The 25,031-nt window shown below is 70.9% G+C and carries 23 protein-coding genes and 1 pseudogene; 10 read left to right on the forward strand and 14 right to left on the reverse strand.

Annotated elements, in window-relative coordinates; translation table 11 throughout:
* Window positions 1-65: 65 nt before the first annotated feature.
* The 8 genes from ACFU9P_RS33765 to ACFU9P_RS33800 form a co-directional block, all read right to left on the reverse strand.
* Window positions 66-509 (reverse strand): TIGR03618 family F420-dependent PPOX class oxidoreductase, encoded by a 444-nt coding sequence (locus tag ACFU9P_RS33765; protein ID WP_376385853.1) that lies wholly within the window; start codon window positions 507-509, stop codon window positions 66-68.
* A gap of 188 nt (window positions 510-697) precedes the next feature.
* The gene (locus ACFU9P_RS33770; protein ID WP_384088422.1) at window positions 698-2,320 is read right to left on the reverse strand and encodes an FAD-dependent monooxygenase; all 1,623 of its coding nucleotides are present in this window, start codon (window positions 2,318-2,320) and stop codon (window positions 698-700) included.
* The gene (locus ACFU9P_RS33775; RefSeq protein ID WP_384088425.1) at window positions 2,317-3,417 is read right to left on the reverse strand and encodes an alcohol dehydrogenase catalytic domain-containing protein; all 1,101 of its coding nucleotides are present in this window, start codon (window positions 3,415-3,417) and stop codon (window positions 2,317-2,319) included. The genes ACFU9P_RS33770 and ACFU9P_RS33775 overlap by 4 nt, the downstream gene beginning before the upstream one ends.
* Window positions 3,418-3,446: 29 nt before the next feature.
* Window positions 3,447-4,433, reverse strand: a complete 987-nt coding sequence (locus ACFU9P_RS33780; protein WP_384088428.1) for a hypothetical protein — start codon at window positions 4,431-4,433, stop codon at window positions 3,447-3,449.
* A gap of 32 nt (window positions 4,434-4,465) precedes the next feature.
* Window positions 4,466-5,212, reverse strand: coding sequence for a dienelactone hydrolase family protein (locus ACFU9P_RS33785; protein ID WP_384088431.1), 747 nt, complete (start codon window positions 5,210-5,212; stop codon window positions 4,466-4,468).
* Window positions 5,209-5,949: a class II aldolase/adducin family protein gene (locus ACFU9P_RS33790; protein WP_376385863.1), complete on the reverse strand. Its 741-nt coding sequence runs from the start codon at window positions 5,947-5,949 to the stop codon at window positions 5,209-5,211. The genes ACFU9P_RS33785 and ACFU9P_RS33790 overlap by 4 nt, the downstream gene beginning before the upstream one ends.
* A complete protein-coding gene (locus ACFU9P_RS33795; protein WP_376385865.1) occupies window positions 5,946-6,926 on the reverse strand; it encodes a TAXI family TRAP transporter solute-binding subunit in 981 nt (326 codons plus the stop codon). The genes ACFU9P_RS33790 and ACFU9P_RS33795 overlap by 4 nt, the downstream gene beginning before the upstream one ends.
* A gap of 327 nt (window positions 6,927-7,253) precedes the next feature.
* Window positions 7,254-8,045, reverse strand: a complete 792-nt coding sequence (locus tag ACFU9P_RS33800; RefSeq protein ID WP_376385867.1) for a FadR/GntR family transcriptional regulator — start codon at window positions 8,043-8,045, stop codon at window positions 7,254-7,256.
* A 102-nt stretch (window positions 8,046-8,147) separates the two neighbouring features.
* Between ACFU9P_RS33800 and ACFU9P_RS33805 the strand changes: the two genes are divergently transcribed.
* The 3 genes from ACFU9P_RS33805 to ACFU9P_RS33815 are packed head-to-tail and all read left to right on the forward strand — an operon-like array spanning window position 8,148 to window position 11,199.
* Window positions 8,148-9,371 (forward strand): acyl-CoA dehydrogenase family protein, encoded by a 1,224-nt coding sequence (locus ACFU9P_RS33805; RefSeq protein ID WP_384088436.1) that lies wholly within the window; start codon window positions 8,148-8,150, stop codon window positions 9,369-9,371.
* A gap of 34 nt (window positions 9,372-9,405) precedes the next feature.
* A complete protein-coding gene (locus ACFU9P_RS33810; RefSeq protein WP_384088439.1) occupies window positions 9,406-10,263 on the forward strand; it encodes a fumarylacetoacetate hydrolase family protein in 858 nt (285 codons plus the stop codon).
* A gap of 15 nt (window positions 10,264-10,278) precedes the next feature.
* Entirely contained in the window at window positions 10,279-11,199 is a 921-nt protein-coding gene (locus ACFU9P_RS33815) for a VOC family protein (protein ID WP_376385873.1), read from the forward strand.
* A gap of 193 nt (window positions 11,200-11,392) precedes the next feature.
* Here ACFU9P_RS33815 and ACFU9P_RS33820 read toward each other — a convergent pair whose 3' ends face one another.
* Complete coding sequence (locus tag ACFU9P_RS33820; protein ID WP_384088443.1) at window positions 11,393-12,196, reverse strand: IclR family transcriptional regulator; 804 nt, start codon at window positions 12,194-12,196, stop codon at window positions 11,393-11,395.
* Window positions 12,197-12,276: 80 nt separating this feature from the next.
* Window positions 12,277-12,771 carry a VOC family protein gene (locus ACFU9P_RS33825; protein ID WP_376385876.1) on the reverse strand — a complete coding sequence of 165 codons (495 nt, stop codon included), beginning with the start codon at window positions 12,769-12,771 and terminating at the stop codon, window positions 12,277-12,279.
* Between the two features lie 108 nt (window positions 12,772-12,879).
* Here ACFU9P_RS33825 and ACFU9P_RS33830 point away from each other — a divergent pair, with 108 nt between their 5' ends.
* The 7 genes and pseudogenes from ACFU9P_RS33830 to ACFU9P_RS33860 form a co-directional block, all read left to right on the forward strand.
* Entirely contained in the window at window positions 12,880-13,746 is an 867-nt protein-coding gene (locus tag ACFU9P_RS33830) for a fumarylacetoacetate hydrolase family protein (RefSeq protein ID WP_384088447.1), read from the forward strand.
* 235 nt (window positions 13,747-13,981) lie between these two features.
* Window positions 13,982-14,353 (forward strand): antibiotic biosynthesis monooxygenase family protein, encoded by a 372-nt coding sequence (locus tag ACFU9P_RS33835; protein WP_384088450.1) that lies wholly within the window; start codon window positions 13,982-13,984, stop codon window positions 14,351-14,353.
* A gap of 47 nt (window positions 14,354-14,400) precedes the next feature.
* On the forward strand, window positions 14,401-14,847 hold the full coding sequence (locus ACFU9P_RS33840; protein ID WP_363086208.1) for a MarR family transcriptional regulator: 447 nt from the start codon (window positions 14,401-14,403) through the stop codon (window positions 14,845-14,847).
* A gap of 297 nt (window positions 14,848-15,144) precedes the next feature.
* Window positions 15,145-16,224 (forward strand): pyridoxamine 5'-phosphate oxidase family protein, encoded by a 1,080-nt coding sequence (locus tag ACFU9P_RS33845; protein WP_384088453.1) that lies wholly within the window; start codon window positions 15,145-15,147, stop codon window positions 16,222-16,224.
* A gap of 152 nt (window positions 16,225-16,376) precedes the next feature.
* Window positions 16,377-18,134 (forward strand): 5-amino-6-(D-ribitylamino)uracil--L-tyrosine 4-hydroxyphenyl transferase CofH, encoded by a 1,758-nt coding sequence (gene cofH, locus ACFU9P_RS33850; RefSeq protein ID WP_384088456.1) that lies wholly within the window; start codon window positions 16,377-16,379, stop codon window positions 18,132-18,134.
* A 4-nt stretch (window positions 18,135-18,138) separates the two neighbouring features.
* Window positions 18,139-18,792, forward strand: a complete 654-nt coding sequence (gene cofC / locus ACFU9P_RS33855) for a 2-phospho-L-lactate guanylyltransferase (RefSeq protein ID WP_384088458.1) — start codon at window positions 18,139-18,141, stop codon at window positions 18,790-18,792.
* A gap of 474 nt (window positions 18,793-19,266) precedes the next feature.
* A pseudogene (locus tag ACFU9P_RS33860) lies at window positions 19,267-19,893 on the forward strand (ATP-binding protein); the annotation flags it as partial.
* 111 nt (window positions 19,894-20,004) lie between these two features.
* On the opposite strand, the gene ACFU9P_RS33865 reads toward ACFU9P_RS33860, so the two are convergent.
* The 4 genes from ACFU9P_RS33865 to ACFU9P_RS33880 form a co-directional block, all read right to left on the reverse strand.
* Window positions 20,005-20,910, reverse strand: coding sequence for an aminoglycoside phosphotransferase family protein (locus ACFU9P_RS33865; protein WP_384088461.1), 906 nt, complete (start codon window positions 20,908-20,910; stop codon window positions 20,005-20,007).
* 319 nt (window positions 20,911-21,229) lie between these two features.
* On the reverse strand, window positions 21,230-22,864 hold the full coding sequence (locus ACFU9P_RS33870; protein WP_384088465.1) for a bifunctional 3-(3-hydroxy-phenyl)propionate/3-hydroxycinnamic acid hydroxylase: 1,635 nt from the start codon (window positions 22,862-22,864) through the stop codon (window positions 21,230-21,232).
* Between the two features lie 193 nt (window positions 22,865-23,057).
* Window positions 23,058-23,720: a response regulator gene (locus ACFU9P_RS33875; protein WP_376385892.1), complete on the reverse strand. Its 663-nt coding sequence runs from the start codon at window positions 23,718-23,720 to the stop codon at window positions 23,058-23,060.
* Window positions 23,717-25,000, reverse strand: coding sequence for a sensor histidine kinase (locus tag ACFU9P_RS33880; protein ID WP_384088469.1), 1,284 nt, complete (start codon window positions 24,998-25,000; stop codon window positions 23,717-23,719). The genes ACFU9P_RS33875 and ACFU9P_RS33880 overlap by 4 nt, the downstream gene beginning before the upstream one ends.
* Window positions 25,001-25,031: the final 31 nt, after the last annotated feature.

Raw genomic sequence — 25,031 nt, forward strand, 5'->3', positions numbered from 1 at the left:
TGATCGGTCGGCAACGGCCCCGGCCGCCTTGAGGCCCCCTCTCCTTGGGCGGATGGTCCGAACGCCTAGGTACGGCGGTTCTGGAGCCGCTCGGGGCCCATGCGGCTGGGGTCCAGGTCGTGGTAGCCGATCTTCTTCGGCGTGACTCGGATCTTGACGACCGTCGCCTCGGGGGCGACCCTGCCCGCCTCCTCCGGCAGGTCGTACTTCTCGGCGTGGTCCTTGAACGTCTGGACGAGGTCGGCTCCCTTGGTCTCCTCGATGACCGCGGTCCCGCGCACCTCCACATACCGCATGGGGGTCTCGGGGTCGATCGCGATGATGTTGATGCGCGGATCGGCGCGGAGGTTGTCCAGACGGCGGGCGCCGGGGCCCGTGTGGGAGACGAGTTCGTCGCCCTCGATGACAACACCGGCGATGACGGAGTGCGGGCTGCCGTCGGGGAGCAGCGTCGTGATGACTCCGGTGACGCGCTTGCTGAGCAGGGCCACAACTTCTTCAGAGAACATGGCGGATCTCCTCCGGATGGCGACGCGCACGGCGTGCGCGAAGAAACGGGGTGCCCGCGGACACGGGGTGCGCGGGAACACGGGAATCGGGGCGAGAACACCGGGCGCTCACGGACCGGCCCACCCCGAGTGACCGTCCTGTTTTTCAGGGCCTTGCTATCGGAATTCGCAACAATCAGTGATCGAGATCAGTCCGGCAGGTCCTCACCACCGGCCACTCGCAGGCCTCGCCGGAGGACCGCCGCGACCGCCGGGATGTCGTCCGGACCCATGACGGCGGCGATGTAGCGGTCGGGCTTGACCAGGACGAAGCGGTTGCGCGCGGTGCCGAGGGCCTCCTCCAGGCCACGGTCGGCGTCCGCGACGGCGGCCCGCCGGCCCTCGGCCGACGGCAGCCGGTCGCCGAGGAGGACGTCCACGCGCCGTACGTCCAACGCGCTGCCGGGCCAGTCGCCGGTGTCGAAGCGCGCCCAGGCCTCCTCCGTCACGTCGACGCCCAGCAGGGCGTACGACTCGCCCAGCGCCTCGTCCAGGGGGCGCGGGCGCAGACTCGGCGGGACGAGGACCAAGGGCTGCGGCAGCTGGGTGCCGGTCAGCGGATGGTCCCCGACGACGAGCCCCGCCCGGTGCCGGGCGACGGGCCGGAACCGCATCTCGGTGAGATAGTCGCGCCCGGCCGGCACCCGCAGCAGCGCACGGACCGTCAGGTCCCGTACGAGGGCGCGGGTCCGCGAAGTGGTCATGACGACCTCGCCGAGCCGCTCGGAGTAGTTCACCACCGCCGTGGCGTGCGGCCGCCGCTCCGCCTCGTAGGTGTCGAGCAGGCTCGCCGCGGCGGTCCCGCGCCAGACCTGTTCGACCTTCCACACCAGGTTCGCGGCGTCCCGGATCCCCGAGTTCAGGCCCTGCCCGGCGAACGGCGGCATCATGTGCGCGGCGTCGCCCAGCAGCAGCACGTGTCCCAGGCGCCAGCGGTCGGCGACGACGGCGTTGAAGGTGTAGGCGGTACAGCGCTCGACCTGGTCCTCGTCGAGCGTCCGGTAGGGGGCGACGAGCCGGCGCAGCGTCTCGAACCCGGGAGTGGTCCCCTTCTCCCCCTCGCCGGGGTGCAGGAGGAACTCGTAGCGGCAGCGTCCGCCCCGGCCGGGCACGATCACGGTGGGCCGGTCCGGGGTGCCCCGGTGCATGCCGTAGCGCTCGTCGTGCCGGTCCCCCGTCAGGTCGGCCACCAGCCACACCTGCCGGTGGCTGGTCCCGGTCATCCCGATGCCGCACAGCTCGCGAACGGAGGACCGGGCGCCGTCGCACGCCAGGAGCCAGGAGGCGTCGAGGAGTTCGGTGCCGGGGTCGCTGCCGGTCGCCGCGAGTCCGGCGGTGACGCCGCTGCCGTCGGCCCGCTCCCGTACGGTGCGCAGTTCGGTGGCGAACCGGACGTCGGCCAGCGGATGCGACTTCAGCTCGTCCAGGAGGATCTTCTCCAGCTCGGGCTGGGCGAACTGGTTCTTGAACGGGTGGCCGAGGCGGTACGGCCGCGGTCCCCGGGCGTGGAAGAGGGGGCGCCCGCGGCGGTCGTAGTAGCGGGTGCCCGTGCCGGGGACGACGATGTCGAGCACCCGCTGGGCGAGGCCGTCGGGCTGGAGGGCGCGCAGGGACTCGTCGTCCAGGCTGATGGCCTTGGCCTCGTCGCTGGTGGCGGTGTTGCGCTCGACCAGGACCACGGGCACGCCCCGGGCCACCAGGAGGTTGGCGGCGGTGAGGCCGACCGGGCCGCCGCCGACGACGAGGACGGGTGCGCGGCGGGCCCCCGTCACGGGTTGACCACCGCCATCCAGATTGGATCGGTACGGCTCTGGAGCGCGGCGACCGCCTCGTGGGCCTCTGCCAGCGGGTAGCGGTGGGTGATGAGGTCCTCGGCGCGCAGGCTGCCGCCTCCGAGCAGGGCGAGGACCTCTTCGGCGTCGGTACGGGTACAGGCGCGGGTCCCCACGATGCGCCAGCAGTTCACCATGATCGCGGCGAGCGGCACCGTCAGCAGGGTCCTGTTGGCACCCATGTGGACGAAGGTGCCGCCGGTGGCGAGCGACGTCAGTGCCTGTACGGTCGCCGGCCCGTCCGGGATGTAGTCGACGACCGCGTCGGCTCCTTGAGGGGCGAGGGCGCGGATCGCCCGGGTCAGCCCGCGGTCGGCGGACCAGCTCCCCGGCAGCTCCTCCAGCGCGACGGTGTGCGTCTCGACGCCGTCCGCGAGGTGGCGTACGGCCGCGAGGCGTTCGGCGCTGCGGCCGACGAGGATCAGGCGGGAGACGCCGAAGTGGCGGGCGAGTCTGATGGTGGCGGTACCCATGGTGCCGGTGGCCGCGGTGACCACGAGGGTGGCCCCCAGGGGCAGGTCGGCGCACTTCAGGGCGCGGACGGCGTTGGCCAGGTCGTGGACCTTCGCTCCGACGTCGAAGGAGACGTGGTCGGGAAGCGGGTCGACCAGCCAGTGCGGCACGCGCAGGTACTCCGCGAGGCCGCCGTCGTGGTAGCGGTCGTAGAGCGGCATGGGGACGTCGCCGAAGGCGGCGTGTCCGATCATGGCCTGCTGCGGGCACATCATGTCGCGGTCGGACCGGCAGTGGCCGCACTCGCGGCAGTTGAGGTTGGGGTGGACCCGGACGCGAGCGCCGGGGGCGACCGTGGTGACGTCGTCGCCGACGGCGGCGACGGTGCCCGCGGCCTCGTGCCCCAGGGTGGTGGGCAGGTGTCCGAAGGCACCCTGGGCCAGCAGGGTCATCATGCCGGGGGCGAGTCCGGCGGAGGCGACCCGGACCAGGACGTCCGAGGGGCCCGGCTGGGGGACAGCTATCTTGCGCAGGTGCAGCGCGTCGGACCCCTGCTGGGCGCGCGCGGCGAGCATGGCGGTCATATGGGGCTCCTGATCGAGGGGCGAGGAGGTCAGGCGAGCAGGTCTGTCAGCTCGCCGGGCGCGGGGTACGCGGCGGTCCCGGTCGTCCGGGCGATCTGCGGCAGGTCACGGTCGGAGTGGAGGGCGAGGTGGCGGCTCTCCCCGGCGGCGCACAGGCTGGTGTGCGCGACGCCGAGCGGGATGCGCACGAAATCGCCGGGGCCCAGCTCGACGGTCCCGCGCTGGCTGACGAGGGTGCGCCGGCCGCTGATCTGGTACTGGATCTCGTCCGCGTCGAGGGTGCGGCGGTAGATCCGCGGGGTGTCGGGCAGTTGCCGTACGGTGCCGAGCCGGAAGGTGTCGGAGCGGTAGAGCCAGGTCGTGCCGGGCGAGTCCGGGAGCGCGAGCACGCTCAGCCGCCGCTTGTCCCGGTGGACGTGGTCGAGGAGCTGTTGTTCGTCGACGGGCGCCACGGTGATGTCGTGGCCGGGGGTGCCCATGCACTGGGTGATCGCTTCGTTGCGGTCGCTGGGTTCCCAGCCGGGGAAGGGCGGCAGCGCGGCCTCGGACCGGCGCGAGGGGCCGGTCTCCTCGGTGACCGGGGCGGGCGAGTAGAACAGCAGATGGCTCTCGCGACGGCCGTAGTTGTCGTGGGCGACACCCCGGGGGATGCGCGAGAACTCACCGGGGCGGTGCTCCACCACGCCGAGTTCGGTCATGAGTGTGCGGTCGCCCGCGATCTGGTACGAGATCTCGTCGACGTCGCAGTTGCGGTGGTAGAAGGGCTGGCGGTTGTCCATGGTCTGCCACTCGACCCGGATCTGGGCGCTCTCGTACACGCCGCGCGGCGGGGCGAACGGCACGGCCGCGTACTCCTGCGGGTAGTGCACGACGCTCAGCGGCTCCTGATCGCTCCACAACTTCACCGGGAACGGGTTGGGGTGCGGAGGGGAGAGCAGCAGTCGCTCGTCGCGTTTTATGTACACGTCCGCCTGTTCGGAGAACACGGTCGTGAGTACTTCGGTGACGTTCGGCATGACATGTTCTTTCAGTCGTGGGAGGGGGAGGGTCAGACGCCGTCGGGCAGGTGCCGGTCGAGGAAGGCGTGGGTGCGCTGCCAGGCGGTACGGGCGCTGTCCTCGACGTACATGTGCGGCCGGGCGTCGCAGGCGAACGCGTGGCCGGCACCCGGGTAGACGTGGCTCTCGAAGTCGGCTCCGGCGGCGGTGAGCGCGCCGTCGATGGCGGTGACCTGGTCGGCGGGGATGGCGGGGTCCGCCGAGCCGACGTGCAGCAGGACGGGGGCGTCGATCCGGTCGGCGCGGTCCACGACCGCGTGCGGTCCGGCTGCGATGCCGGGGCCGTAGAAAACGACGACGGCGCCGAGTCCGGTGATGCCGGTGGCGGCGGTGAAGGCGGCCCGGCCCCCGAAGCAGAAGCCGTTGACGGCGGTCCGGCCCGCGCTGATGCCCTCCGTCTTCTCCAGGTGATGGAGGACGGCCTGGACGTCGGTGACGATGTCGTCGGGTCCGATCGCGCCGATCAGGGGCATGGCCTCGGCGTGCTGCGTGTAGTCGAGCGTCCCGACACCGTTGCGGTGGAAGAGGTCGGGGGCCACGGCCAGAAAGCCCCGCGCGGCGAAGCGGCGAGTGACGTCCTGGATGTGCTCGTTGACCCCGAACGCCTCTTGGAGCACGATCACGGCCCGGTCCGCCGGGGCAGCCGGGCGGGCCGCGTACACGCGCATGGGTCCGTCGGCGGTGGCCACGGTGAACCAGTCGTCATTGCGAGGGGTGGCGCTGTTCCGGTCAGTCATGGTGCGGGGTCCTCACGGGAAATGGGCGGGTGGGAGGGTGGGAGGGTGTGGGCCGCTCGGCGCAGGAGGTAGTGCCAGCCGGCCTCCAGCTGGCTGTCGGGCCAGCACTCGGCGCGTTTGGCACGGGCCTCGGCCCGGTCGGAGTGGACGCGGATCGTGCCCGCCGCCGCGGCCCGGACCTGCATGGCACAGGCGCGCTCCAGCAGGACGGCGTGCATCACGGCGGACGGGACGGTGCGGCCCGCGCTGACCAGGCCGTGCTTGGGGAGCAGCGCGGCGGGCGCGGTGCCCAGGTCGACGGCGAGCGCCTTGCCGAGCTGAGGGGTGCTGACGAGGGCGCCGGTGGCGCGGAAGCGGGGCACGTCCTCGCCGCCGAAGAGGGCGCCCTCGTGGGACAGCGGGAGCAGCGGGGTCTCGAGAGCGGCGAACGCGACGGCGGCCGACGCGTGGGTGTGCACAGTACAGACCAGGTCCGGTGACGCCGCGAGGAGTCGCAGGTGGATGTGGCACTCCTTGTGCGGGGTGCCGGTGCCGTGCAGGACCGTGGCGTCCCAGGAGACGAGCTGGAGGCGGTCCTCCCGCACCTCTTCCAGGCCCCAGCCCGGGGCCTTGATCCAGATGCCTCGCCCCTGCGGATCGCGTACGGCGGCATGGCCCCAGACCATGTCGCCCTGTCCGGCGGCGGCCAGGGCGTGGGAGGCCTTGACGGCGAGCCGCTGGGCATGATCGGGCGTCATGGCCGGGGCAGGGCACCGTAGTAGCGGGCGGCCCCGGGGTGCAGGGGTACGGGTGACCGGCCCATGGTGACGGGGTCCAGCGGGTAGGTGATGGGGCTGCGCTCGGGCGGCAGGTGGCGGTACTGCCCCTCGATGAGGTGCCGGGTCTCTCCCAGTACCCAGGCGATGGCGTAGGCGACGTCCTCGGGGAGGTCGTCCCGGGTGAGGACCAGGAAGTCGGAGAAGTCGAGGGTGCGGAAGCCGTCCTGGCCGGCGAACCAGCCGTCGTCGACGTACGCGTCGGGCCAGCCGAAGTCGGCCCGCAGTCCGTCCAGCACCTCGTCCTCGACGGCCAGGAAGTTGAATGCGCGGCCGATGTCCTGCCAGGCGGGCAGCATGACCGCTTCGTGGACGATGGCGTTGGCCCGGCCGTCCCTGGCGTGGTCGAGGGACTCGAAGGGCCGCTCGTCCTCCAGCAGCACGCCTCCCCAGCCGGTCACGTCGACGCCCGAGCGCGTGAGGACCTCGTGCGCGGCGAGTCCGACGTGGTTGACGCCGTCGTGGACGGACGTGGCCAGCCGCAGGACGGGCTTGTCGGCCCGCAGTTGGGCGAAGCTGGTGATCTCCAGGTCCTTGTGTACGGCGACGACCAGGCGGTCGCGCTGTGGGACCACGCCGAGGGCACGCAGACCGGGGTAGTGCTCGTCGGTGAAGACACCCCGGCCGTCGAGGGCGGCGGCGGCGAAAGCGGCCGGGGTGGTGAGCGCGACCTGAACCTCGCCGCGGCCGACGGCGTGGACGGCGTCGCTGAAGCCGCGGCTGTTCCAGGTGGCGATCCGGGTGTGCGGGCCGCAGCGGTCGGCGAGTTCCTGGGCGATCCAGCCGCAGACACGGTGCAGGTTCGCGGTCCCCCAGTCTCCGCGCAGATGCAGCGTGAGGGAACGGCCGATACGGGGTTCGGCGGGGCGTCCTTGTCCCGGGTGAGTCGGATCCATCATTACCTCTGTCCTGAATATGAGGAGGCATGTCCTGCTTATCGGTCACCATAGGAGACCAACCGCAGGAAGGCGAGAGTCGATTCCGATTTAACTCTACGACTAGACCTATAATGGTAGAGTCAACCAACCGGAAGTCACCACAGGACGGACGGAGCAATCTGTACGGGCGACCGGGCCCCGGCCCGCGGTCGCATGAGCGGTCCCTCTGCGGCGGGCGCGACTCGCACCCCGACCGCAGCACCGCGAAGTCCTCCACCGGGCGGCCGACGCCGACCGGACACCTCAGCCCCCGACCACCCCGCGGTCAGCCACCGATCCAGCCACTGGTCACCCCTCGATCACCCCGCCGGCCGCCGAATCATGGTCGGCGACATGTCGCATCAGGGCGGCCTCGTCCCGCTTGTCGAGCGCGTCCACCATCGCCGCATGCTGCTGATAGCGGTCCAGGACGTACTCGTCGAGCGACAAGCCCGGACCGGGCCGGACGCCCACGGTATGACTCGCCACAAGATCGAGGAGGTTCGTGTACAGCGACCGCAGGAGCGCGTTGGGCGCGACGTCCGCGACCCGCCTGTGCAGGCTCCAGTTGGCCCGTACGAACGTGTCCGCGTCGCCCGCCTCGGCGGCCTCGCGCATCCCCTTCAGGATGACGCGCAGGTCGCGGACGTCCGCCGGGGAGGCGTGCCAGAGCGCGTCCTGCCACAGCAGCGGCTCCAGCGCACCGCGGATGCGCAGAGCCTCGGTCACGTCGGCCTCGGAGGCGTCCAGGGCCAGGACCGAGTTGCCGAGACGGACCATGGGGTTCTGCTCGGCGGCGAACAGGCCGCCGCCGGACCCCGGCCGGACCGTCACGACCCCGCGCACCAGCAGCAGCCGGAGCGCCTCGTTGAACGTGCCCACCGACACCCCGCACCGCGCGCGCAGCTCGTCCTTGGTACCCAGCCGGGAGCCGCGTTCGACGCTCGCGGCGAGGTGCGCCACGAACTCGGCGGCGCCCTCCGCCCGTGACTTCACGGACGCCTGCCCCCACTCCGCCCGCCGCAGCGCCGGAGGATCGAGATACCCGCCCGCCCCCTGCGCCCGTCCGCTCCGGCCGTCCGTTCCGCCTCGCGCCGCCACAACCGCTCCTGCCCGCAGTCCCCACAACCGTCCGTTCATTGTGGCGGACAGCGTCGCACCTCTTGACACCCGGCAAAATCACCCGACAGTATCACTATAATCATGATGATGAATGGAGTCCTGATGGCCGTCGACCTCGGTGAGCAGGAGTCCCGCGAGACACACGACGAACTCCTGGCCCGCGCCGTGGCCCTGCAACCCCTGCTGCGCGAGCACGCCGCCGCCGCCGAGGCGAACCGTCAGGTGCCGGACGTGGTGATCGACGCCATCGCCGAGGCCGGCCTGTTCAAACTCGCCACCCCGGCGCGCTACGGCGGCCACCAGTCGTCGACGCGGACCATGCTGGACGTGTCGGCCGCGCTCGCCGAGGGCGACGGATCCACCTCCTGGGTGGTCGCCCTCGTCAATGTGTGCAACTGGCTGACCGGCCTCTTCCCCACCAAGGCGCAGGACGATGTGTTCGGCGCCGACCCGGACGCCCGGGTCACCGGCGTCCTCACCCCCACCTCCACGACCGTCCGGGTCGAGGGCGGCTGGCTGGTGTCGGGCCGCTGGTACTACAACTCCGGTTCCGCGCACTCCGGCTGGGCCGTCCTGGGCATCCCGGTGACCGACACCGACGGCACGGTGGTCGACCAGGGGCTGGCGCTCGTACCGCGTACGGACCTGTCCCTGGAGGACACCTGGTTCGTGGCGGGCATGAAGGGCACCGCCTCCAACTGCCTGACCGGGGAGGACTTCTTCGTCCCCGAGTACCGCGTCATCTCGGTGCCTGCCGCCATCGGGGGCCACTACGCCACGGAGCACGAGGACGAGGTCCTCTCCCGCTCGGCGTTCGTGCCGGTCCTGACGCTGGTACTCGCCGGCCCCCAACTGGGCCTGGGCCGGGCCGCGTTGAAATACGTGACAGAAAAGGCCGGCCAGAAGCCCATCTCGTACACCTTCTACGAGACCCAGGCCGATTCGGTCGCCGTGCAGTTGCGGATCGCCGAGGCGGCGCTGCGGATCGACACCGCCACTCTCCTCGCCGAACGGGCCGCCGCCGACATCGACGAGGCGGCACGGCGCGACACCTACCCGGACTTCACCCAGCGGGCCCGCGTACGCGCGTACACCGGCTGGGCCATCCAGAACGTGCTGAAGGCGATCGACATCCTGCTGAACGTGCACGGTGCCGCCTCCTTCGCCGAGGCCAACCCCCTCCAGCGGATCTGGCGGGACGCCAACACCGCCGGCCGGCATGCCATGGCCGCCCCGACCGTGGCCCTGGAGGTCTACGGCAAGGCCCTGCTCGGAGTCGACGAAACGATCACCCCCCTCGTCTGAGGATCCCTGCCCCCGTGGCGAACAGGAGCATTACGTGCGCACCGCCAATCTCTCCGGCCGTCTCGTCCTCGTCACCGACGACGGCCTGGCCGTGGACGTCGAACAGGCCAGCGACGGCCGGTTCGGACCCGATCCGCAGGACATCTACCAGGACTGGCGGAGCTTCCGCGGCTGGCAGACCACCGCCGTCCTCCCGCAAGGGCGTCCCTTCGCCCCCGAGGAACTGGGCGCGCCCGCGCCGCGGCCCCGCCAGGTCTTCGCGGTCGGGCTCAACTACCGGGCCCACGCGGCCGAGTCCGGCTTCGAGGCCCCGACCACGCTGCCGCCGGTCTTCCCCAAGTACGTCTCCAGCATCACCGGTCCCGTCACCGAAGTGGACCTCCCGCCGGACGGCCACACCGACTGGGAGGTGGAGCTGGTCGCCGTCATCGGCGAACGGGCCCATCACGTCGCGGAGGACGACGCGTGGCCGCACGTGGCCGGCCTCACCGCCGGACAGGACCTCTCCGAGCGCATCACCCAGCTGTCCGGCCCGGCAGCGCAGTTCGGCCTCGGCAAGTCCTTCCCCGGCTTCTCCCCGACCGGCCCGTTCCTGGTCACCCCGGACGCGATCGCTGATCCCGACAACCTCGCGCTCGGCTGTTCCCTGAACGGCGAGGAGGTCCAGAAGGGCCGCACCGACGACCTCATCTTCTCCGTCCCCGCGCTGATCGCCCGGCTGTCGGCGATCCTGCCGCTGCTCCCCGGTGACGTCGTCTTCACCGGCACCCCCGCCGGCGTCGGCCTGGGCCGGAGTCCGCAGCGCTGGATATCCGCCGGTGACTCGCTGGTCAGCTGGATCGAAGGCATCGGGGAACTGCGCCAGACCTTCCGTGACCGATCGAGTCTCTGAACCCGGGAGCCCCACATGTCCCTGCACCGTCTGTCCTCCGTCGTCATGGGCGTTCCCGATCCCGCCCGGACGATCTCCTACTACACCGAGTTCGGCCTCACCCCCGAGGACGGAGGCTGGCTGAGCACCCGCGACGGCGGACGCCAGCTCCACGTCGTCCACGCGCCCACCCGCCGCCTGGTGGAACTGTCCATCGGCGTGGACAGCCCCGACGACCTGGAACGGGCCGCCGCGCGGCTGACCCGGCTCGGCGTCCACGCCCACCGGGACGGCTCCACCCTGACCGCGATCGAGAAGACCACCGGGCTGCGCGCCGTGCTGCGGGTCGAGCCACGAGTGAGCCAGCCGGAGACCGCCGCCACGCCCTACAACGGGCCCGGCCGCACCGAGCGCGTCAACGTGCGCGCGCCCGGTCTGCTGCGGGACGACCGCATCCGGCCGCGCAAGCTGGGGCACGCCGTCCTGGGCACCACCGACTTCGCCGCGACCACCGGATTCTTCCGGGACGGACTCGGTCTGAAGGTCTCGGACCTGATGGGCGATTTCGGTGCCTTCCTGCGCTGCTCGACCGACCATCACAACGTCCTGGTGCTCTCCGCGCCCGTGGCCTTCCTGCACCACACGTCCTGGCAGGTCGACGACGTGGACGACGTCGGGCGGGGCGCAATGGCGATGCTGGAGGACCACCCCGAACGGCATGTGTGGGGGCTGGGCCGCCACCACGCCGGCTCGAACTTCTTCTGGTATCTGAAGGACCCGGCCGGCAACTTCTCCGAGTACTACTCCGACATGGACTGCGTGGTCGACGACCAGTTGTGGAAGCCGGAGGTGTTCGACGGCGCCAAGGGACTGTTCAACTGGGGTCCGCCCCCGCCGCCCTCGTTCATCCGGCCGGACGACCTGGCGGGCCTGATGACAGGCTCCCACAGCGGGTAGGCCGGCGACGCCACGGCGGGTGTGCCACGTCCACGGACGCGCACCCGGCAGGCATGTCCCACCCCGCCCGCGCCCTCTGTCGCCACCGCGCCCGCGTCCCCCGACCGGGGGCGCGGGCACGGTGGCTTCGGCGGAAAGCAGGTGGCGGCGCGATGACTGCCGAGCGGGGCGGCCGTGCCGAGCGGGGCGGTCGTCAGCCGATGCCCATGCGGCGTACCTGATCCGACAGTTCGGCCGCGGCCTCCCGTACGGCCTTGACGTAGCGCGGGACCTCGCGGTCCGGGACGCGATGCGAGAGCGCGGCGATGCTGAGCGCCGCCACCACCCGGCCCTGCTCCCCGGTGACGGGCGCGCCGACCCCCAGGACGTCGGGGTCCAGCTCACCGCGGCCGACGACGTACCCCTGTTCGCGGATCTCCGCGAGGTGGGCGCGCAGCCGGTCGGGGTCGGTGTGGGTCGCGTCGGTGTAGCGCGGCAGCGGAAGCGCCAGCAGCTCGTCGAGTTCCGCCTCCGGGGCCCAGGCGGTCAGGGCGAGCGCGGCGGCGCCGGCGTTGACCGACAGCACCTGGCCGCGCTCGTAGGACAGGCGCAGGGCCGAGCCCGTCTCCTCCCGCTCCAGGCAGACCACGGCCGCGCCGGAGCGCCGGGTGAGCAGCACGAACATACCGGTGCGCTCCACCAGTTCCCGCATGACCGGCCGGGCCAGGTCGGAGAGTCCGACGCCCCTGCGGGCCAGGCGGGCGAGATCGAGGACACGGGGGCCGAGCCGGAAGCCTGAGCCGTCGTTCTCCTCCAGGAACCCGTTGGAGGTGAGGCTCTGGAGGTACCGGTAGGCGGTGGATCGTGCGACGTCCAGGCGCGCGGCGACCTCCGCGGCGGAGAGGTCGAGCCGGTCGTCGGTGAACATGAGCAGGATGTCCAGGGCCCGGTCCGCCGTGGAGTTGCGTCCGCGGTACCCCTGGCCGCTACCTGCCTCACGCGGCGTGATTCCTGACATACAGGAAACGTATCAGGGTTGCCCCCGGGAACCGGCCGGTGCCGTCGGCGCCGGCCTGCCTCCGCACCGGTCGGTACGGCCTACTGCACCGGCTGGTAGGGGTTCTCCCCGTCGGCGAGCAGCCGGTCGGCCTCGGCATGGATCTCCTCCGCCGGGAGTCCGAAGTCGATCGACTTGCGGAACGGCTGGCGGACGTCCCGCTCGACGCGGAGATAGACCTCGTTGCGGTTCCCTTCCGGGTCGAAGAAGTAGATGCCGAAGGCATTGCCGTGGGTCACCTCCTGCTGGACGTCGACGCCCTCCGCGGCGAACCGCGCATGGAAGGCGCGCAGATCCTCCAGCGATTCCACCCGCCAGGAGATCTGGTGCTGCTGCTTGTCACCGATCGCGGCGGTCCGGCCGCGCTGGAGGACGAACTCGTGGTGCTCCTCGTCGGGCCGGGCACTGAAGAAGACGATCGCCAGCCCGTCGTCGGCGTCGGTGACCGTCAGCCCCAGCACCCTCTCGTAGAAGTCGCGCATCTTCTCCAGGTCGTACACCCAGAGCCCCGTGTGGCCCAGCCCGGTGATCGCCACGATCCACTCCATCTCTCGCGTCTCGCTTTGCAGGACACGTATCCTGCAAATCGCTACTAGCGTACGATCGCCCCTGCGGCAGGTCAACGACGAAAGATGAGGTGCACCGTGCGACTCGCCACACTGCGTGTACGGGAACAGACCTTTGCGGCCCGCTTGGACGGGGATTCGTACACCCTGCTCCCCCAGCCCGACGTGGGCGCCCTGCTCTCCTCGGGTGCCGACTACCGGCAGACGGGAGCCGACGGCCAGTGGGGGCGGGTGGCCGTGGGGGAGGCCAACTACGCGCCCCTCGTCCCCCACCCGAACAAAATCATCTGCCTGGGCCTGAACTACGCCTCCCACATCGAGGAGATGGGGCGCGACACTCCCAAGTACCCGACGCTCTTCGCAAAGTACGACGGCTCCCTGATCGGCGCCCGCGACGCGATCGTGCTGCCGCGTGTGAGCGACCGCGTCGACTGGGAGGCGGAGCTGGGCTTCGTGATCGGCCGGCCCGGGCGCCATGTGACGCGCGAGCGGGCCCTGGAGCACATCGCGGGCTACACGGTGGTCAACGACGTGACGGTCCGCGACTACCAGCGCCGTACACGCGAGTTCCTCGCGGGCAAGACGTTCGAAGCGACCACTCCGATCGGCCCGGAGCTGGTCACGGCCGACGAGTTCGGGGGCCGGGAGCCCGACCTGGAGATCAGGTGCGAGGTCGACGGCGTCGTGATGCAGCGATCCCGCACCTCCGACCTGCTCTTCGGGATCGCGGACATCGTGGCGTACGTCAGCGAGATCGTCACGCTCCTGCCGGGCGACGTGGTCTGCACGGGGACGCCGGGCGGCGTGGGGGACGGCCGCAGCCCCCAGGTCTACCTCCGGAAGGGACAGGTGCTCCGTACGGTCATCGAAGGGCTGGGCGAGACGCGCAACGAATGCGTCCAGGAGGAGCCGTACAGCCTCGGCGGACATCCGGGAAACTCTTGACCTGCGGCAGGGATGCGCTTCATAACCTCTAGTAGTAGAGTCAAATTCGAGGTGGTCGAAGGCGACCCGCACGAGCGGCCCGGATGCCTCACCCCGGAGAACTCCCGCCGGACACCTCCCGTCGGTCCTTTCCGCAGTACCCGCGCCGGACGGCGCGCCGACGGTACGTCACCTCCGGCGCATCCGGCGTCCTCGCCCGGCGTACCCATCCAGCACCCGGAACGGAGAGCACACCATGATGGAAATCAGGAACATCGACGAGAGCTGCCCCTTCTTCACCCAGGTCGAGCAGTCGGACGACAGCCCCGTCACCGTCATCAACACCTTCATCGCCCCCGAGGGGGGAATCGAGGCGTGTCTTGAGGCGTGGGCCAAGGAGTGCGAAGTGATGACGGCCCAGCCCGGCTTCATCTCGGCGCAGCTCTACCGCGGTGTCGGCGACAGCAGGGTCCTCACCAACGTCGCGGTGTGGGAGTCGGGGACCGCGCTCAAAGCGGTCTTCGCCCGCAAGGACTTCGCGGACTCCCTGATCCTCCCGCCGGAGGGCTCGGTCGCCTACCCGGTCCTGTACCAGAAGATGGCCATGCCCGGCATCTGCGCCGCCTGACCAGGCACCCGTGTGGCCCCTCGCGGGGCAGGAGGTACAGTCCGGTCATGCCGCACCAGGACCTCCCCACCGACCTCGCCCGCCTGGTGTGGACCCTGCACCGGACGCTGCTGCAGGCCACCCGGACTCCGGTCGGCGAACACGTGCGCCCCCCGGCGCAGGTGGAACTGCTCCAGCTCGTGACCGACAGGCCCGGGGTCAGTGTCAGGGAGGCCGCGCGGATGCTCCGCATGCAGCCGAACAATGTGAGCACCCTGGTGACCCAACTGGTGAAGGACGGGCTGCTGGAGCGGTCCCCCCATCCCGACGACCGGCGTCAGGCTCAGTTGCGACCCACCCCCCGCATGCTCGCGGAGGGCCGGGAGGTCAACGCCGGCATCTACCGCAACGTCGAGGCCGCCCTGAGCACGCTCAGCCCCGCTGCCGTCGAACGGATCGCCGCGGCACTGCCGGACCTGCACGACCTCGCCGAGGCCGCCCACCAGGCTCCCTGAGGGCCCGCAGCGGCCCTGACGTCCCTCGGGCACGCGGTCACCGCGACACACTCTTCCTTTCCCACTCCGCGGGACAAGACGTCTGACACAAAGGACTCGGCCGGCCGAAGCGGCTGGCCTCCTCCCCCATCAGCGGCCCTGTTCCCCTTCCCCGGCCGGCTCACCGAACGCCCCGCGGATCCCCGGGCCCAGCGGACGTCACGGGTCCCCGGGCCCCGACCACATTCCACGCCTCATGAACACGGACTGCCAGGCGCTCCCCAGTCGACGCGCCGGGCACGCACCCAGGGAGTAACCATGTTTCCTCCAGAAGCCGCAGCTCTCCTCAGCACGAAGACTCCGGCCACCTTCACCACCCTGCTCCCCGACGGCAGTCCGCACTCCGTGGTCTCCGGAGTCGTGCTGGAGGGTGACCAGTTGGTGACGAACACGGCTCCGACCGCGAAGCGGCTGAACAACCTCCGGGCGGACCCCCGGGTCAACGTCCTGATCATCGACCCCGCCTCCCCCATGCGGTACGTGGAGGTACGGGGGACGGCGACCATCCATGAACTCCAGCAGGAGCAGAAGGCCCGGCTTCTCCAGGGGCACGCGCGGGAGGGCGGCACGTCCGCGCCCACCGACCAGGAGCAGGCGGCCGTCACCGTCCTCCAGATCCGTGTGACGCCGTCCAAGGTCACGTACCACAGCTTCGACCCGCGTCAGCTCGGTCCGGCCGCCCGTCAGCGGCCGGGTGGCCGGCCGGCCACCGGCGGCGCCGCGGCCGGTGACGAGGTCCCGCGCACCGCCCCGGACGGCGTCGTCCGGGAGGACGAGGCGGGCCGGTGGATCGAGTTCGAGCGCCCGGTGTCCCATTCGCCCGAGGCGGTCTGGGCCGCGCTCACCGAGCCGGCCCGGCTGGTGCTGTGGCAGCACCCGGTCGAGTTCCTCCCCGAACTGCGCGAGGGCGCCACGGTCTACGCCCATCTCAACCCGCAGGCCAAGGCGTTCGCCCTCGGCAAGGTGACCCGGGTCGAGCCCCCGCACGCCCTGGCCTTCCGGTGGACGACGACGCACCCGGCCCTGTCGCCGGACGTCACGCTCTCCTACGTCCTCACCGACGGCGTACTCAAGGTCTCTTACGGCCCCTTCGGCAAGGACGACGCCGTACTGCCGATGATGGCCTCCTTGCACATCCACCTGGACCACCTGGACCTGGCGATCACCACGCCGGACAGCGAACTGCCCGCGCCCCCGTGGCCCGAGGTCAGCGTCGTGTCACGGTCCGGCCGTATGCAGTCGACGATCGGCGAGTACGCGAGGGCCCGCCCCGAACTGGGCGGTGGCCCGGGTGGACCTGGCGGACCAGGCCGCCCCGGCGGACCCGGCCGTCACTGACACCCGGCCCCGCCGCCTCGCCCGAACGGACCGTCGCCCCGCCCGCCTGCCTCGCCCAGCCGCCGGGCGGGGCAGGCGGTGCCGCGGACAGAGCACCGGGCCCCGTCCCCGGCACCCCACCTCCCAGACCTCGGGCACGTCCAAGGAGCGGCATGAACGGTCACGACGATGCCCCGGCAGCCGACAGGCCGACGGCCACCGTCCTGCGCCGGGCCCTGAAGCGGGCGGCCGACGGAGTGCCGCTCGACGTGACGGAGGCCGCCGTACTGCTCCAGGCCCGCGGTCCCGACCCGACCGCTCTCACCGGGATCGGCGAGACCTACCGGGAGCGCGTCGAGTCGCTGTTCGCACTGCGGGCCGTGGCGCGGGAGCACAACGGCGTGCAGGAGGTGATCGTCCAGAACTTCCGGGCCAAGCCGGGCACCGCGATGCGCGGAACACCGCACGCGCGCCTCGACGAGCCGGCTGCCACGATCGCCGTCGCGCGCGTCGTCCTGGGGCCCTCGGCCCGGATCCAGGCGCCCCCGAACCTGGTGGGAGACGAGCACGCGGCGATGCTGCGGGCCGGGATCGACGACTGGGGAGGCGTCTCCCCGCTCACCCCCGACCACGTCAACCCCGGACATCCCTGCCCGGGGATCGGGGAGTTGGCGCACCGGACGGCCGGGGAGGGCTTCACGCTGCGCGAACGGCTCACGGCGCACCCGGAGTTCGTCCGCCGGGGCGACCCCTGGATCGACCCGCGGGCGCTGCCCCATGTGACGGCGCCGGCCGACCCGGAGACGGGCCTGGCCCGGGAGGGCGTGGTGCCGCGAGGGCTGCCCTGGCAGAGCGGGGGCGCCTCGCTGCCCTTGTGCGGCCGTACGGACCTGAACCGGACCGTCGACGCCGACGCGTACACCCTCTCCCTGTCGGAGGTGGCGGACCGGGCCGAGGAGGCCTGGAACGCGGGCGCGACCGAGGTGTGCGTTCAGGTAGGCATCCATCCCGACCTGCCGGGCACCGTGTACTTCGACATCGCCCGCGCGGTGAAGGCGCGGGTGCCGGATCTGCATCTGCACGCGTTCTCCCCGATGGAGGCGGCGAACGGCGCGGCCCGCGCCGGTCTGTCGACGCGCGAGTGGCTGACGGCGGCGAAAGAGGCCGGGGTCGACAGCATCCCCGGCACCGCGGCCGAGATCCTCGACGACGAGGTGCGCTGGATCCTCACCCGGGCGAAGCTGCCGGCCGCCGCCTGGATCGAGGTGGTGGAGACGGCCCACGAGGTGGATCTGCGCTCCTCGTCGACGACGATGTACGGGCATGTGGACCGGCCGGACCACTGGCTGCACCGTCTGCGCGTACTGGCAGACGTGCAGCGCGGGACGGGCGGCTTCACCGAGTTCGTGACGCTGCCGTTCATCCCGACCAACGCGCCCGTGTACCTCGCGGGGGTTGCCCGGCCGGGGCCCACCGCGCGGGAGAACCGGGTGGTCACCGCGATGGCGCGGCTGCTGCCGCACGGCCTGGTCCCGCGCATCCGGACCAGTTGGGTGAAGCTCGGCACCGAGGGTTCGGCGGAGATGCTGTGCTTGGGCGCCGACGACATGGGCGGCACGCTGATGGAGGAGACCTTCTCGCGCATGGCGGGCTCGCGGCACGGCTCGTACCGGTCGGTGAGCGGCCTGGAGGCCATCGCCAAGGCCGCCGGCCGGCCCGCCAGGCAGCGCACCACCCCGTACGGTCCGGTGCCGGCCGAGCGGATCGCGGCTGCCAGGACCTCCGACGGCGTCCTGCCGGAACCGGACGGGGCGGCGCCGGGGAAACTGCTCCCGCTCTTCCCCACATCTCCGTCCGCTCCTGCGGCCGCGTCCGCTCCGGGGTGCCCGTCCGCCTGCCGGGGCGGCCCGGCCGTCGCCCGGCCGGAGTGAGACGGTGCCGACGGACTGGACCGTGCTGCTGCCGGTCAAGCCCTTCCACCGGGCCAAGTCCCGTCTGCGCTGTCCGGATCCGGGCACCCGCGTGGCGCTTGCCCGTGCCTTCTTCCGGGACACCCTCGACGCCGTCCTCGCCGCCCCCGGGGTCGGCGCGGTCCTGGTGGTGACGAGCGACGGCGAAGCGGCGGCCGACGCGCGGGCGGCAGGGGCGGGAACCGTGCCGGACCGGCTCTCCGCCGGGCTGAACGCGGCGATCAGCACCGCCGCGGCCGAGGTGCTGGCGGCTGGGATGTGCGGCCCCGTGGCGGTGCTGACCGCCGATCTGCCCGCGCTGCGCAGCGCGGAACTGGGCGAAGTGCTGGCCGCCGCCGCCCGGCATCCGCGGTCCTTCCTCGCCGATCAGGCGCGCCGGGGCACGACGCTGCTCGCCGCGGGGCGCGCGCAGGATCTCGCCCCGGCCTTCGAGGACGCCTCACGTGCGCGGCACCGGCGGAGCGGCGCGTACGAGCTGACCGATCCGGTGGCGCTCAGCGTCCGGCTGGACGTGGACACCCTCGACGACCTCAGGTCCGCCCACGCCCTCGGCACGGGGCGGCACACGCGCCCCCTGATCCGGGACGCTCTTGGCGACGCCGGTCCGCTGCCCGGGTAGTCCGCGCGCCCCGGCACGTCGGGAGCATCGGCCGACACGCGATGGCCGTCCCGCCGTCGGCGGTGGGGCGCCGGGGGTGGTCTTCTACGTGGGAGCTGACACCACTTGTCGCTCAGAGCGGGGAACGCCCGGTTTCGCCGGAGGGCGATGTCTGTGAGTTCTGGCAACGCCCAGGGGCTTGCGGTAGGAGCATGGACGTGCCCTGCGGGATGAGGCTGCGATGGCGCCACCGAAGTCCAAGGTCGACTTGTACGCGGCGATCCGCCGCGATGCCCGGGCAGGGATGTCGTACCGGGCCTTGATGCGTGAGTACGGAGTCGGGTTCCGCACGGTGAAGGCCGCGTTGGAGTCGGTCTGGCCGGAGCCGCCGTCGCTCCGGAGGCCCGGAAGGCGGCCGAAGCCGACGAGGTCGCGGCTCCGGATGCCCCCACCGAGCCGGAACGGACGAACGCGACCTCGCTGACCGAACGGCGGCTGGCCCAGCTGCCGCCCGACAGCCAGCCGCTGCCCTCGGTCGCAGCCGTCGACCAGGCATGCCGCATGCTCCGGCTGCCCACCATCCGGGCCCAGTTCCCCGAACTGGCCGAAGCCGCCGCCCGGGACCAGATGTCCTATCGCGGCTTCCTCGCCGAACTGCTGATGTCCGAGTGCGACGACCGGGCCCGCCGCCGCTCCGAACGGCGCATCAAGGCGGCGCAGTTCCCGCGGGAGAAGTCACTGCGGGCCTTCGACTTCGACGCCAACCCGAACATCGACCCCGCGGTCATCCATACCCTGGCTACCTGCGAATGGGTCAAGAAGGGCCTGCAGCTCTGCCTGATCGGCGACTCCGGCACCGGCAAGTCTCACCTGCTGATCGCGCTCGGGACCGAGGCCGCCATGGCTGGCTTCCGTGTCCGCTACACGCTCGCCACCAAGCTGGTCAACGAGCTCGTCGAGGCCGCGGACGAGAAGATCCTGACCAAGACCATCGCCAGCTACGGACGCGTCGATCTCCTCTGCATAGACGAACTCGGCTACATGGAGCTGGACCGCAGGGGCGCCGAGCTGCTGTTCCAGGTGCTCACCGAACGCGAGAAATCCTCCCGACTCGCCAGCGCCAGGGCCGCCCGGGCCCAGGACACAACCGCGGGATGAAGTACTGCGAAAGAGACAGTGATTGCACACGCCCCCATCAAGATTTCCTCACCCGCGACCAGCAGCTGCTGCAAGTCACGCGAGCGACTTGTCCGCCAGGATACGTTCCAGGGATCGTTGACCCATCCGACTCATGGCCGGGTTGCTTTTGACGTAGTACCAGACCAACCCCATCGCTTGAACGAAAGCCCACGCCTTGCCTCGCTCCCATTCAAGGTCGTCGCTACCCAGGTGATCACGGAGCACCTGCCGCGGCCCGGCCTCGAGCAAATGCCACGCACTCACAAGATCCAGCGATGGGTCAGCCGGCCCGAAGCCGCCAACGTCGAGAATCCCCGCAAGCCGGCCAGCGGACACGAGCACGTTGTCAGGAATCAGATCGCAATGGGCCATGGCGTCCTCAGCTGCACCTCGCGGCAGATCACGCAAAGTTGCCCAGATACGGCGCAGCCGAGGGACATCCAGGAGTTGCTCACTGTGTCTGAAACAGGTCTCCATCCACGCGTCATGGGACTGCAGGTCGCCTCCTCGACCTGTGCCGGCGAACGTGCGGCCATGCGTGTCGATCGCGCGCAGGTCGCCGATGAGATCGGCCAGGTCACGGGCAAACACAGACGATTCGCCCAGGTCCTCGTTGGCGGCCACGACGCCGGGCAGCCACGTCTGCACCGACCACGGAAGCGGGTAACCTGCCCCAGGTTCACCAAGCGCGACCGGCTCGGGCGTGGGGAAACGCGTGCGACCTGCCAGCTCGCGAGCCGCTTCCGCTTCGGACTCCAGCCGGCGCCGCGTCGACTCGACCTCTGCGGACTCAAGAGGGAATCGGGCTGCGAACCGATCGCCAATACGGAAGATGGCGTTGACCGTACCCTGCGCCGCGATGCGCCTGACTGGCAGGCTCCGCCACTCAGGAAACTGCTGCTCTACCAACATGCGCACCGTCTCAGGTGACACCGTCAGCTGGTTGGCGTGCATCTTCATGGTGGAAGCATCCGCCTCACGATCTTCAACTGCAACCCATTTCTGTCGCGCAACGTTGCCTGCTGGAAGTCCGGCACGTGGTGCGGTGCCCCTGAATGCCATAGCGGGTCATGCCATGGCGGTCACCGAGACCAGACAGACGGCCCCCGCAGCGGTGCGACCCATCAAGAACCGTTGTCGGATCTCATCGACATTTTCGAGCTGGCTGATCGCTAAGTGCTGCCCAAAACCGTCGACAAACGTTCCCTACTCTCGCGTACAAAACCACGGGGGATACCGCCGACGGCGGGGGGGGGAGGCGCGGTTCACGGAAGGACGCCTACTCCTCGGCGACGGCCGCAAGTGGTGCCGCTGCCGGTGTGCGGTGGGCAACTGGGGTGGGCCTCCGCAAGTGCTGCCGCAACTGGACGACCAGGTCCTTCAGTCCCGGCCCGTCGACGGCGGCGCCGAACAGGTAGAAGTCCGGCCGGATGACCGCGGCGACATGACCGTGCTCGCGCATGTGGGAAAGGTAGCCGTCGGGTCCGTCGAGGTAGCCCTCGGGCGGGGCATTGTCGGCGTACAGCGGGACGACGGTCGCACCGATGTCCGAGAGGAAGTCGCGGTCGGCGGCGTCCAGGGCGTCGAGCGGGGCGGGTCCGTCGGTGAGGACCGTGAACCCGCCGCTGGTGTGGTCGTCCGACAGAGCGGTGCGGCCCTGATGGGTGACCTCGTGCTGCGGGGTGAGGTGGCCGACGTTCGGGGCGCGGGTGCCGTTGGGCGCCGATTGGAGGACACCGTCGCCGAGGACGGGCGGCGGGGCGGCCGGGAGCGCGTGCCGCGGGTCGGCGCCGGCGGCGATCATGCGGGCGTCACGCGCCGCGGCGGTGTCCTGATCGAGTACGCAGATGACCTGCCCCAGGGCCATCGACATGCCGATGGCGTGCTGGACGTGGTTGCTGCGCTCGGAGGTGTAGGTGTCCAGCAGCGATGGGGCCGCCCGCTCCGTCAGGACCAGGTCCAGTTTCCAGGCCAGGTTGATCGCGTCACGCATCCCTGAGCACATGCCCTGTCCCGCGAACGGCGGCATCTGGTGGGCGGCGTCACCGGCGAGGATGAGTCGTCCGTCGCGCCAGCGGTCCACCCATCGGGCCTGGAAGGTATAGACGGTGTGCCGCTCGATCGTGGTGTTCTCCGGTGTGCGTCCCCACGGCTCCAGCAGGCGCCACGTCGTCTCCCGGGTGTTGAGTTCCTCGACGCTTTCGTGCGGCAGTCGCAGGAACTCCCAACGGCGCCGGCCAGGACCGCCGGAGACGATCGTGGTGGGGCGCTCGGGGTCGCACAGCTGCCAGTTCATCGGAGACCACTCGGCCCGCTCGTGCGGAATTGTGTCGACGATCAGCCAGTCGTAGAAGAAGCCGAGGTCGGTGATGGAGGTGTCCATCCTGTCGCGGACGAAGCTGTTGGCCCCGTCGGCGCCGATCACATAGCGAGCCCGTACCTCCCCCGCGCCGTCGTCCCCACCGGTGGTGAGGCGGACGGTTTCCTCGTCCGGTCGCAGGTCGGTGACCTCGCAGCCGCGGCGCACGGTGACTGTGGGCTGTCTCCCGGCGGCCTTGGCGAGGACGGCTTCCAGTTGGGGCTGGTGGAAGAAGCTGGCGGTGGGCCAGCCGGACGGACCGTCGCCTGACCAGTCGATACGCACCAGCGACTCACCGGCCGCGTTGCGCCACTCGTAGTTGTCGGGCACCGGGTCAGTGATCTCACGCACCTCCTCCCCCACTCCCGCGGCCTGAAATATGCGGCCGATCTCGTGGTCGAAGTGCACCGCCCGGGGCAAGTCGTAGGAATCCGGCCAGCGCTCGAGTGCGATGACGTCATGACCGGCCCGGCCGAGCAGCAGGGCCAGCATCTGGCCGACGGGACCGAAGCCGACGATCGCGACGTCGTGCACCTTCGAGGGACTTCTGCTCACGGCTCTCCTCGGCTCGCTGTGGGTTCTCCGTCACCAATCGGCGAAGTGCGTCGACAACGGCACCCTTGTCTGGTCATCAATATTCATCATGATGATTATCTTGATGCTGCATTCGTGCGGGCCAGAGCGTCAAGAGGTGTGAGCGAAATGACCATGATGAATACAGTGAACCTGAGCGGCGACGGGGCCGGGGTTACGGCTGGACCAGCCCTGACTGGTACGCGATGACGACCAGCCGGGCCCGGTCCCGGGCGTCCAGTTTTGTCATGGCACGTTGGACGTGGCTCTTCACCGTCAGGGGGCTCAGGCAGAGGTCCTTGGCGATCTCGTCGTTGGACAGTCCGGCGGCGACGTGTGCCACGATCTCCCGTTCGCGTGAGGTGAGGGTGTCCAGGGCCGCGGAAGACGCCATCCGGCCTCGCACCGGGCGGGTCAGGAATTCACCGATCAAGGACCGGGTGGCGGCGGGCGACAGCAACGCGTCCCCCGCCGCGACCGTACGGATGGCGTCCAGGAACTCGCCGGAACCGATGTTCTTGCCGAGGAACCCGCTGGCACCCGCGCGCAGGGCCTGGGCGACGTACTCGTCGATCTCGAAGGTCGTGAGGATCAAGACCTTGGTGTCGCGCAGACTCTCGTCCCGGCAGATCTCGGCGGTCGCGGCAAGGCCGTTGACGCCGGGCATGCGGATGTCCATGACGATCACGTCCGGATGCGTGGCGCGTGCCGCGGAGACGGCTTCCTCCCCGTTGCCGGCGACCGCGACCACTTCCATGTCGTCGCAGGAATCGATGAGCATCTGGAACGTCCCCCGGAGCAGAGCCTGGTCGTCCGCGAGCACTACCCGGACGGTCACGAGAGCACGTCCTTCTCATCGGGTCCGCCGGTCCGGCCCGGGTTGTCGCTCTGCAGGGGGAGTTCTGTGGTCACTTCGAATCCGCCCTGCGGGCGACGGCCCGTGAAGAGTTCACCGCCGACGGACCGCACCCGTTCGCGCATGCCGATGAGGCCGTACCCCGCGGGCCGGGTGCCCGGGTCGTGGGACTGCCCGTTGTCGGACACGGTGATCGTGAGACCCCGGCGGGAGTAGGCCAGCCGTACGGTGGCCTCGCCGGTGTCCGCGTGCTTGACGACGTTGGTCAGCGCTTCCTGGACCACACGGTATGCCGTGAGGTCGACACCGGGGGACAGCGGCTGCACGACCCCCTGCGGCGAGACGGTGACGGCCAGGCCCGCCGCCTCGAACGCCGCGATGAGATCGGGGAGTTGGGCGAGGCCGGGAGCGGGTTCGAGCGGGGCGTCGGGTCGGTCGGTCCGGCGCAGCAGGCCGAGGGTCGCCCTGAGTTCGTGCAGCACGGAGGATGTGGTGTCGGTGAGATGGCCGAGCAACTGCTGGGCCTGACGGGGGTCGGTGGGCAGGAGATGCGCGGCGGCGCCGGCCTGGACATGGGCGAGCGCCATGTGGTGGGCGATGACATCGTGAAGATCCCGGGCGATCCGCATACGTTCCTCGCCGACACGCTGGCGCGCCTCTTCTTCGCGGGTGCGCTCGGCCAGTTCCGCCCGGGCCTCCACGGCGCTCACATAGTCGCGCCGGTTGCGGACCGCGTCGCCGATGGCGCCGGCGAGCAGGACCCAGGGGACGAAGCCGAGCCGTTCGTGCCCCAGGATCGCTCCCGTCCCGGACGTCAGCGAGGTGATCAGCAGCAGGCTCACAGCGGTGACCGTGAAGACCTGGGCCGTGCGGCGCTCGACGTGCTGGGGCAGGAGGTAGACGGCGGCGAGCACCGGGGCCATCAACAGCGGGCTGAATACGGAACCCATGACTCCCATGGCAATGGTGCAGAGGGTGACCAGCACGACCACCGTCCGGGGGCGAGTTCGGTACCACACCAACATGCCGCACGCGGCTGCCATGAGCACAAGGCCGGACGGACCCAGATCGTCGGTCACGGAGAGGCCGGCGATCGAGACACCGAGCAGACCAGGAGCGAGAATCCAGTCGCCCTTGGTCGGCGGACGTCTGTCCGGATGGTGCCGGTCGGTGGTCATGCTGGACTCTTCCTTCTTGGTCCCCATCGTCTGCGATGGAGAGGCGCCCTTCTCGTCATGGAGGAGGGCCACGCGTGTCGCCACGTGCGGCCCTCCCGCTCGCGTACGGGACTCC

Origin of the sequence: Streptomyces sp. NPDC057617 (assembly GCF_042800555.1) — a bacterium.
In the GTDB taxonomy this organism is placed as follows: domain Bacteria; phylum Actinomycetota; class Actinomycetes; order Streptomycetales; family Streptomycetaceae; genus Streptomyces.

Bases quoted from the DNA above. Each gene is read 5' to 3' on its own strand.
- ACFU9P_RS33765 (WP_376385853.1), bottom strand. From the start codon at position 509: ATGTTCTCTGAAGAAGTTGTGGCCCTGCTCAGCAAGCGCGTCACCGGA.
- ACFU9P_RS33775 (WP_384088425.1), bottom strand. From the start codon at position 3,417: ATGACCGCCATGCTCGCCGCGCGCGCCCAGCAGGGGTCCGACGCGCTG.
- ACFU9P_RS33780 (WP_384088428.1), bottom strand. From the start codon at position 4,433: ATGCCGAACGTCACCGAAGTACTCACGACCGTGTTCTCCGAACAGGCG.
- ACFU9P_RS33785 (WP_384088431.1), bottom strand. From the start codon at position 5,212: ATGACTGACCGGAACAGCGCCACCCCTCGCAATGACGACTGGTTCACC.
- ACFU9P_RS33790 (WP_376385863.1), bottom strand. From the start codon at position 5,949: ATGACGCCCGATCATGCCCAGCGGCTCGCCGTCAAGGCCTCCCACGCC.
- ACFU9P_RS33795 (WP_376385865.1), bottom strand. From the start codon at position 6,926: ATGATGGATCCGACTCACCCGGGACAAGGACGCCCCGCCGAACCCCGT.
- ACFU9P_RS33805 (WP_384088436.1), top strand. From the start codon at position 8,148: ATGATGATGAATGGAGTCCTGATGGCCGTCGACCTCGGTGAGCAGGAG.
- ACFU9P_RS33815 (WP_376385873.1), top strand. From the start codon at position 10,279: ATGTCCCTGCACCGTCTGTCCTCCGTCGTCATGGGCGTTCCCGATCCC.
- ACFU9P_RS33820 (WP_384088443.1), bottom strand. From the start codon at position 12,196: ATGTCAGGAATCACGCCGCGTGAGGCAGGTAGCGGCCAGGGGTACCGC.
- ACFU9P_RS33835 (WP_384088450.1), top strand. From the start codon at position 13,982: ATGATGGAAATCAGGAACATCGACGAGAGCTGCCCCTTCTTCACCCAG.
- ACFU9P_RS33840 (WP_363086208.1), top strand. From the start codon at position 14,401: ATGCCGCACCAGGACCTCCCCACCGACCTCGCCCGCCTGGTGTGGACC.
- ACFU9P_RS33845 (WP_384088453.1), top strand. From the start codon at position 15,145: ATGTTTCCTCCAGAAGCCGCAGCTCTCCTCAGCACGAAGACTCCGGCC.
- cofH (WP_384088456.1), top strand. From the start codon at position 16,377: ATGAACGGTCACGACGATGCCCCGGCAGCCGACAGGCCGACGGCCACC.
- ACFU9P_RS33865 (WP_384088461.1), bottom strand. From the start codon at position 20,910: ATGAAGATGCACGCCAACCAGCTGACGGTGTCACCTGAGACGGTGCGC.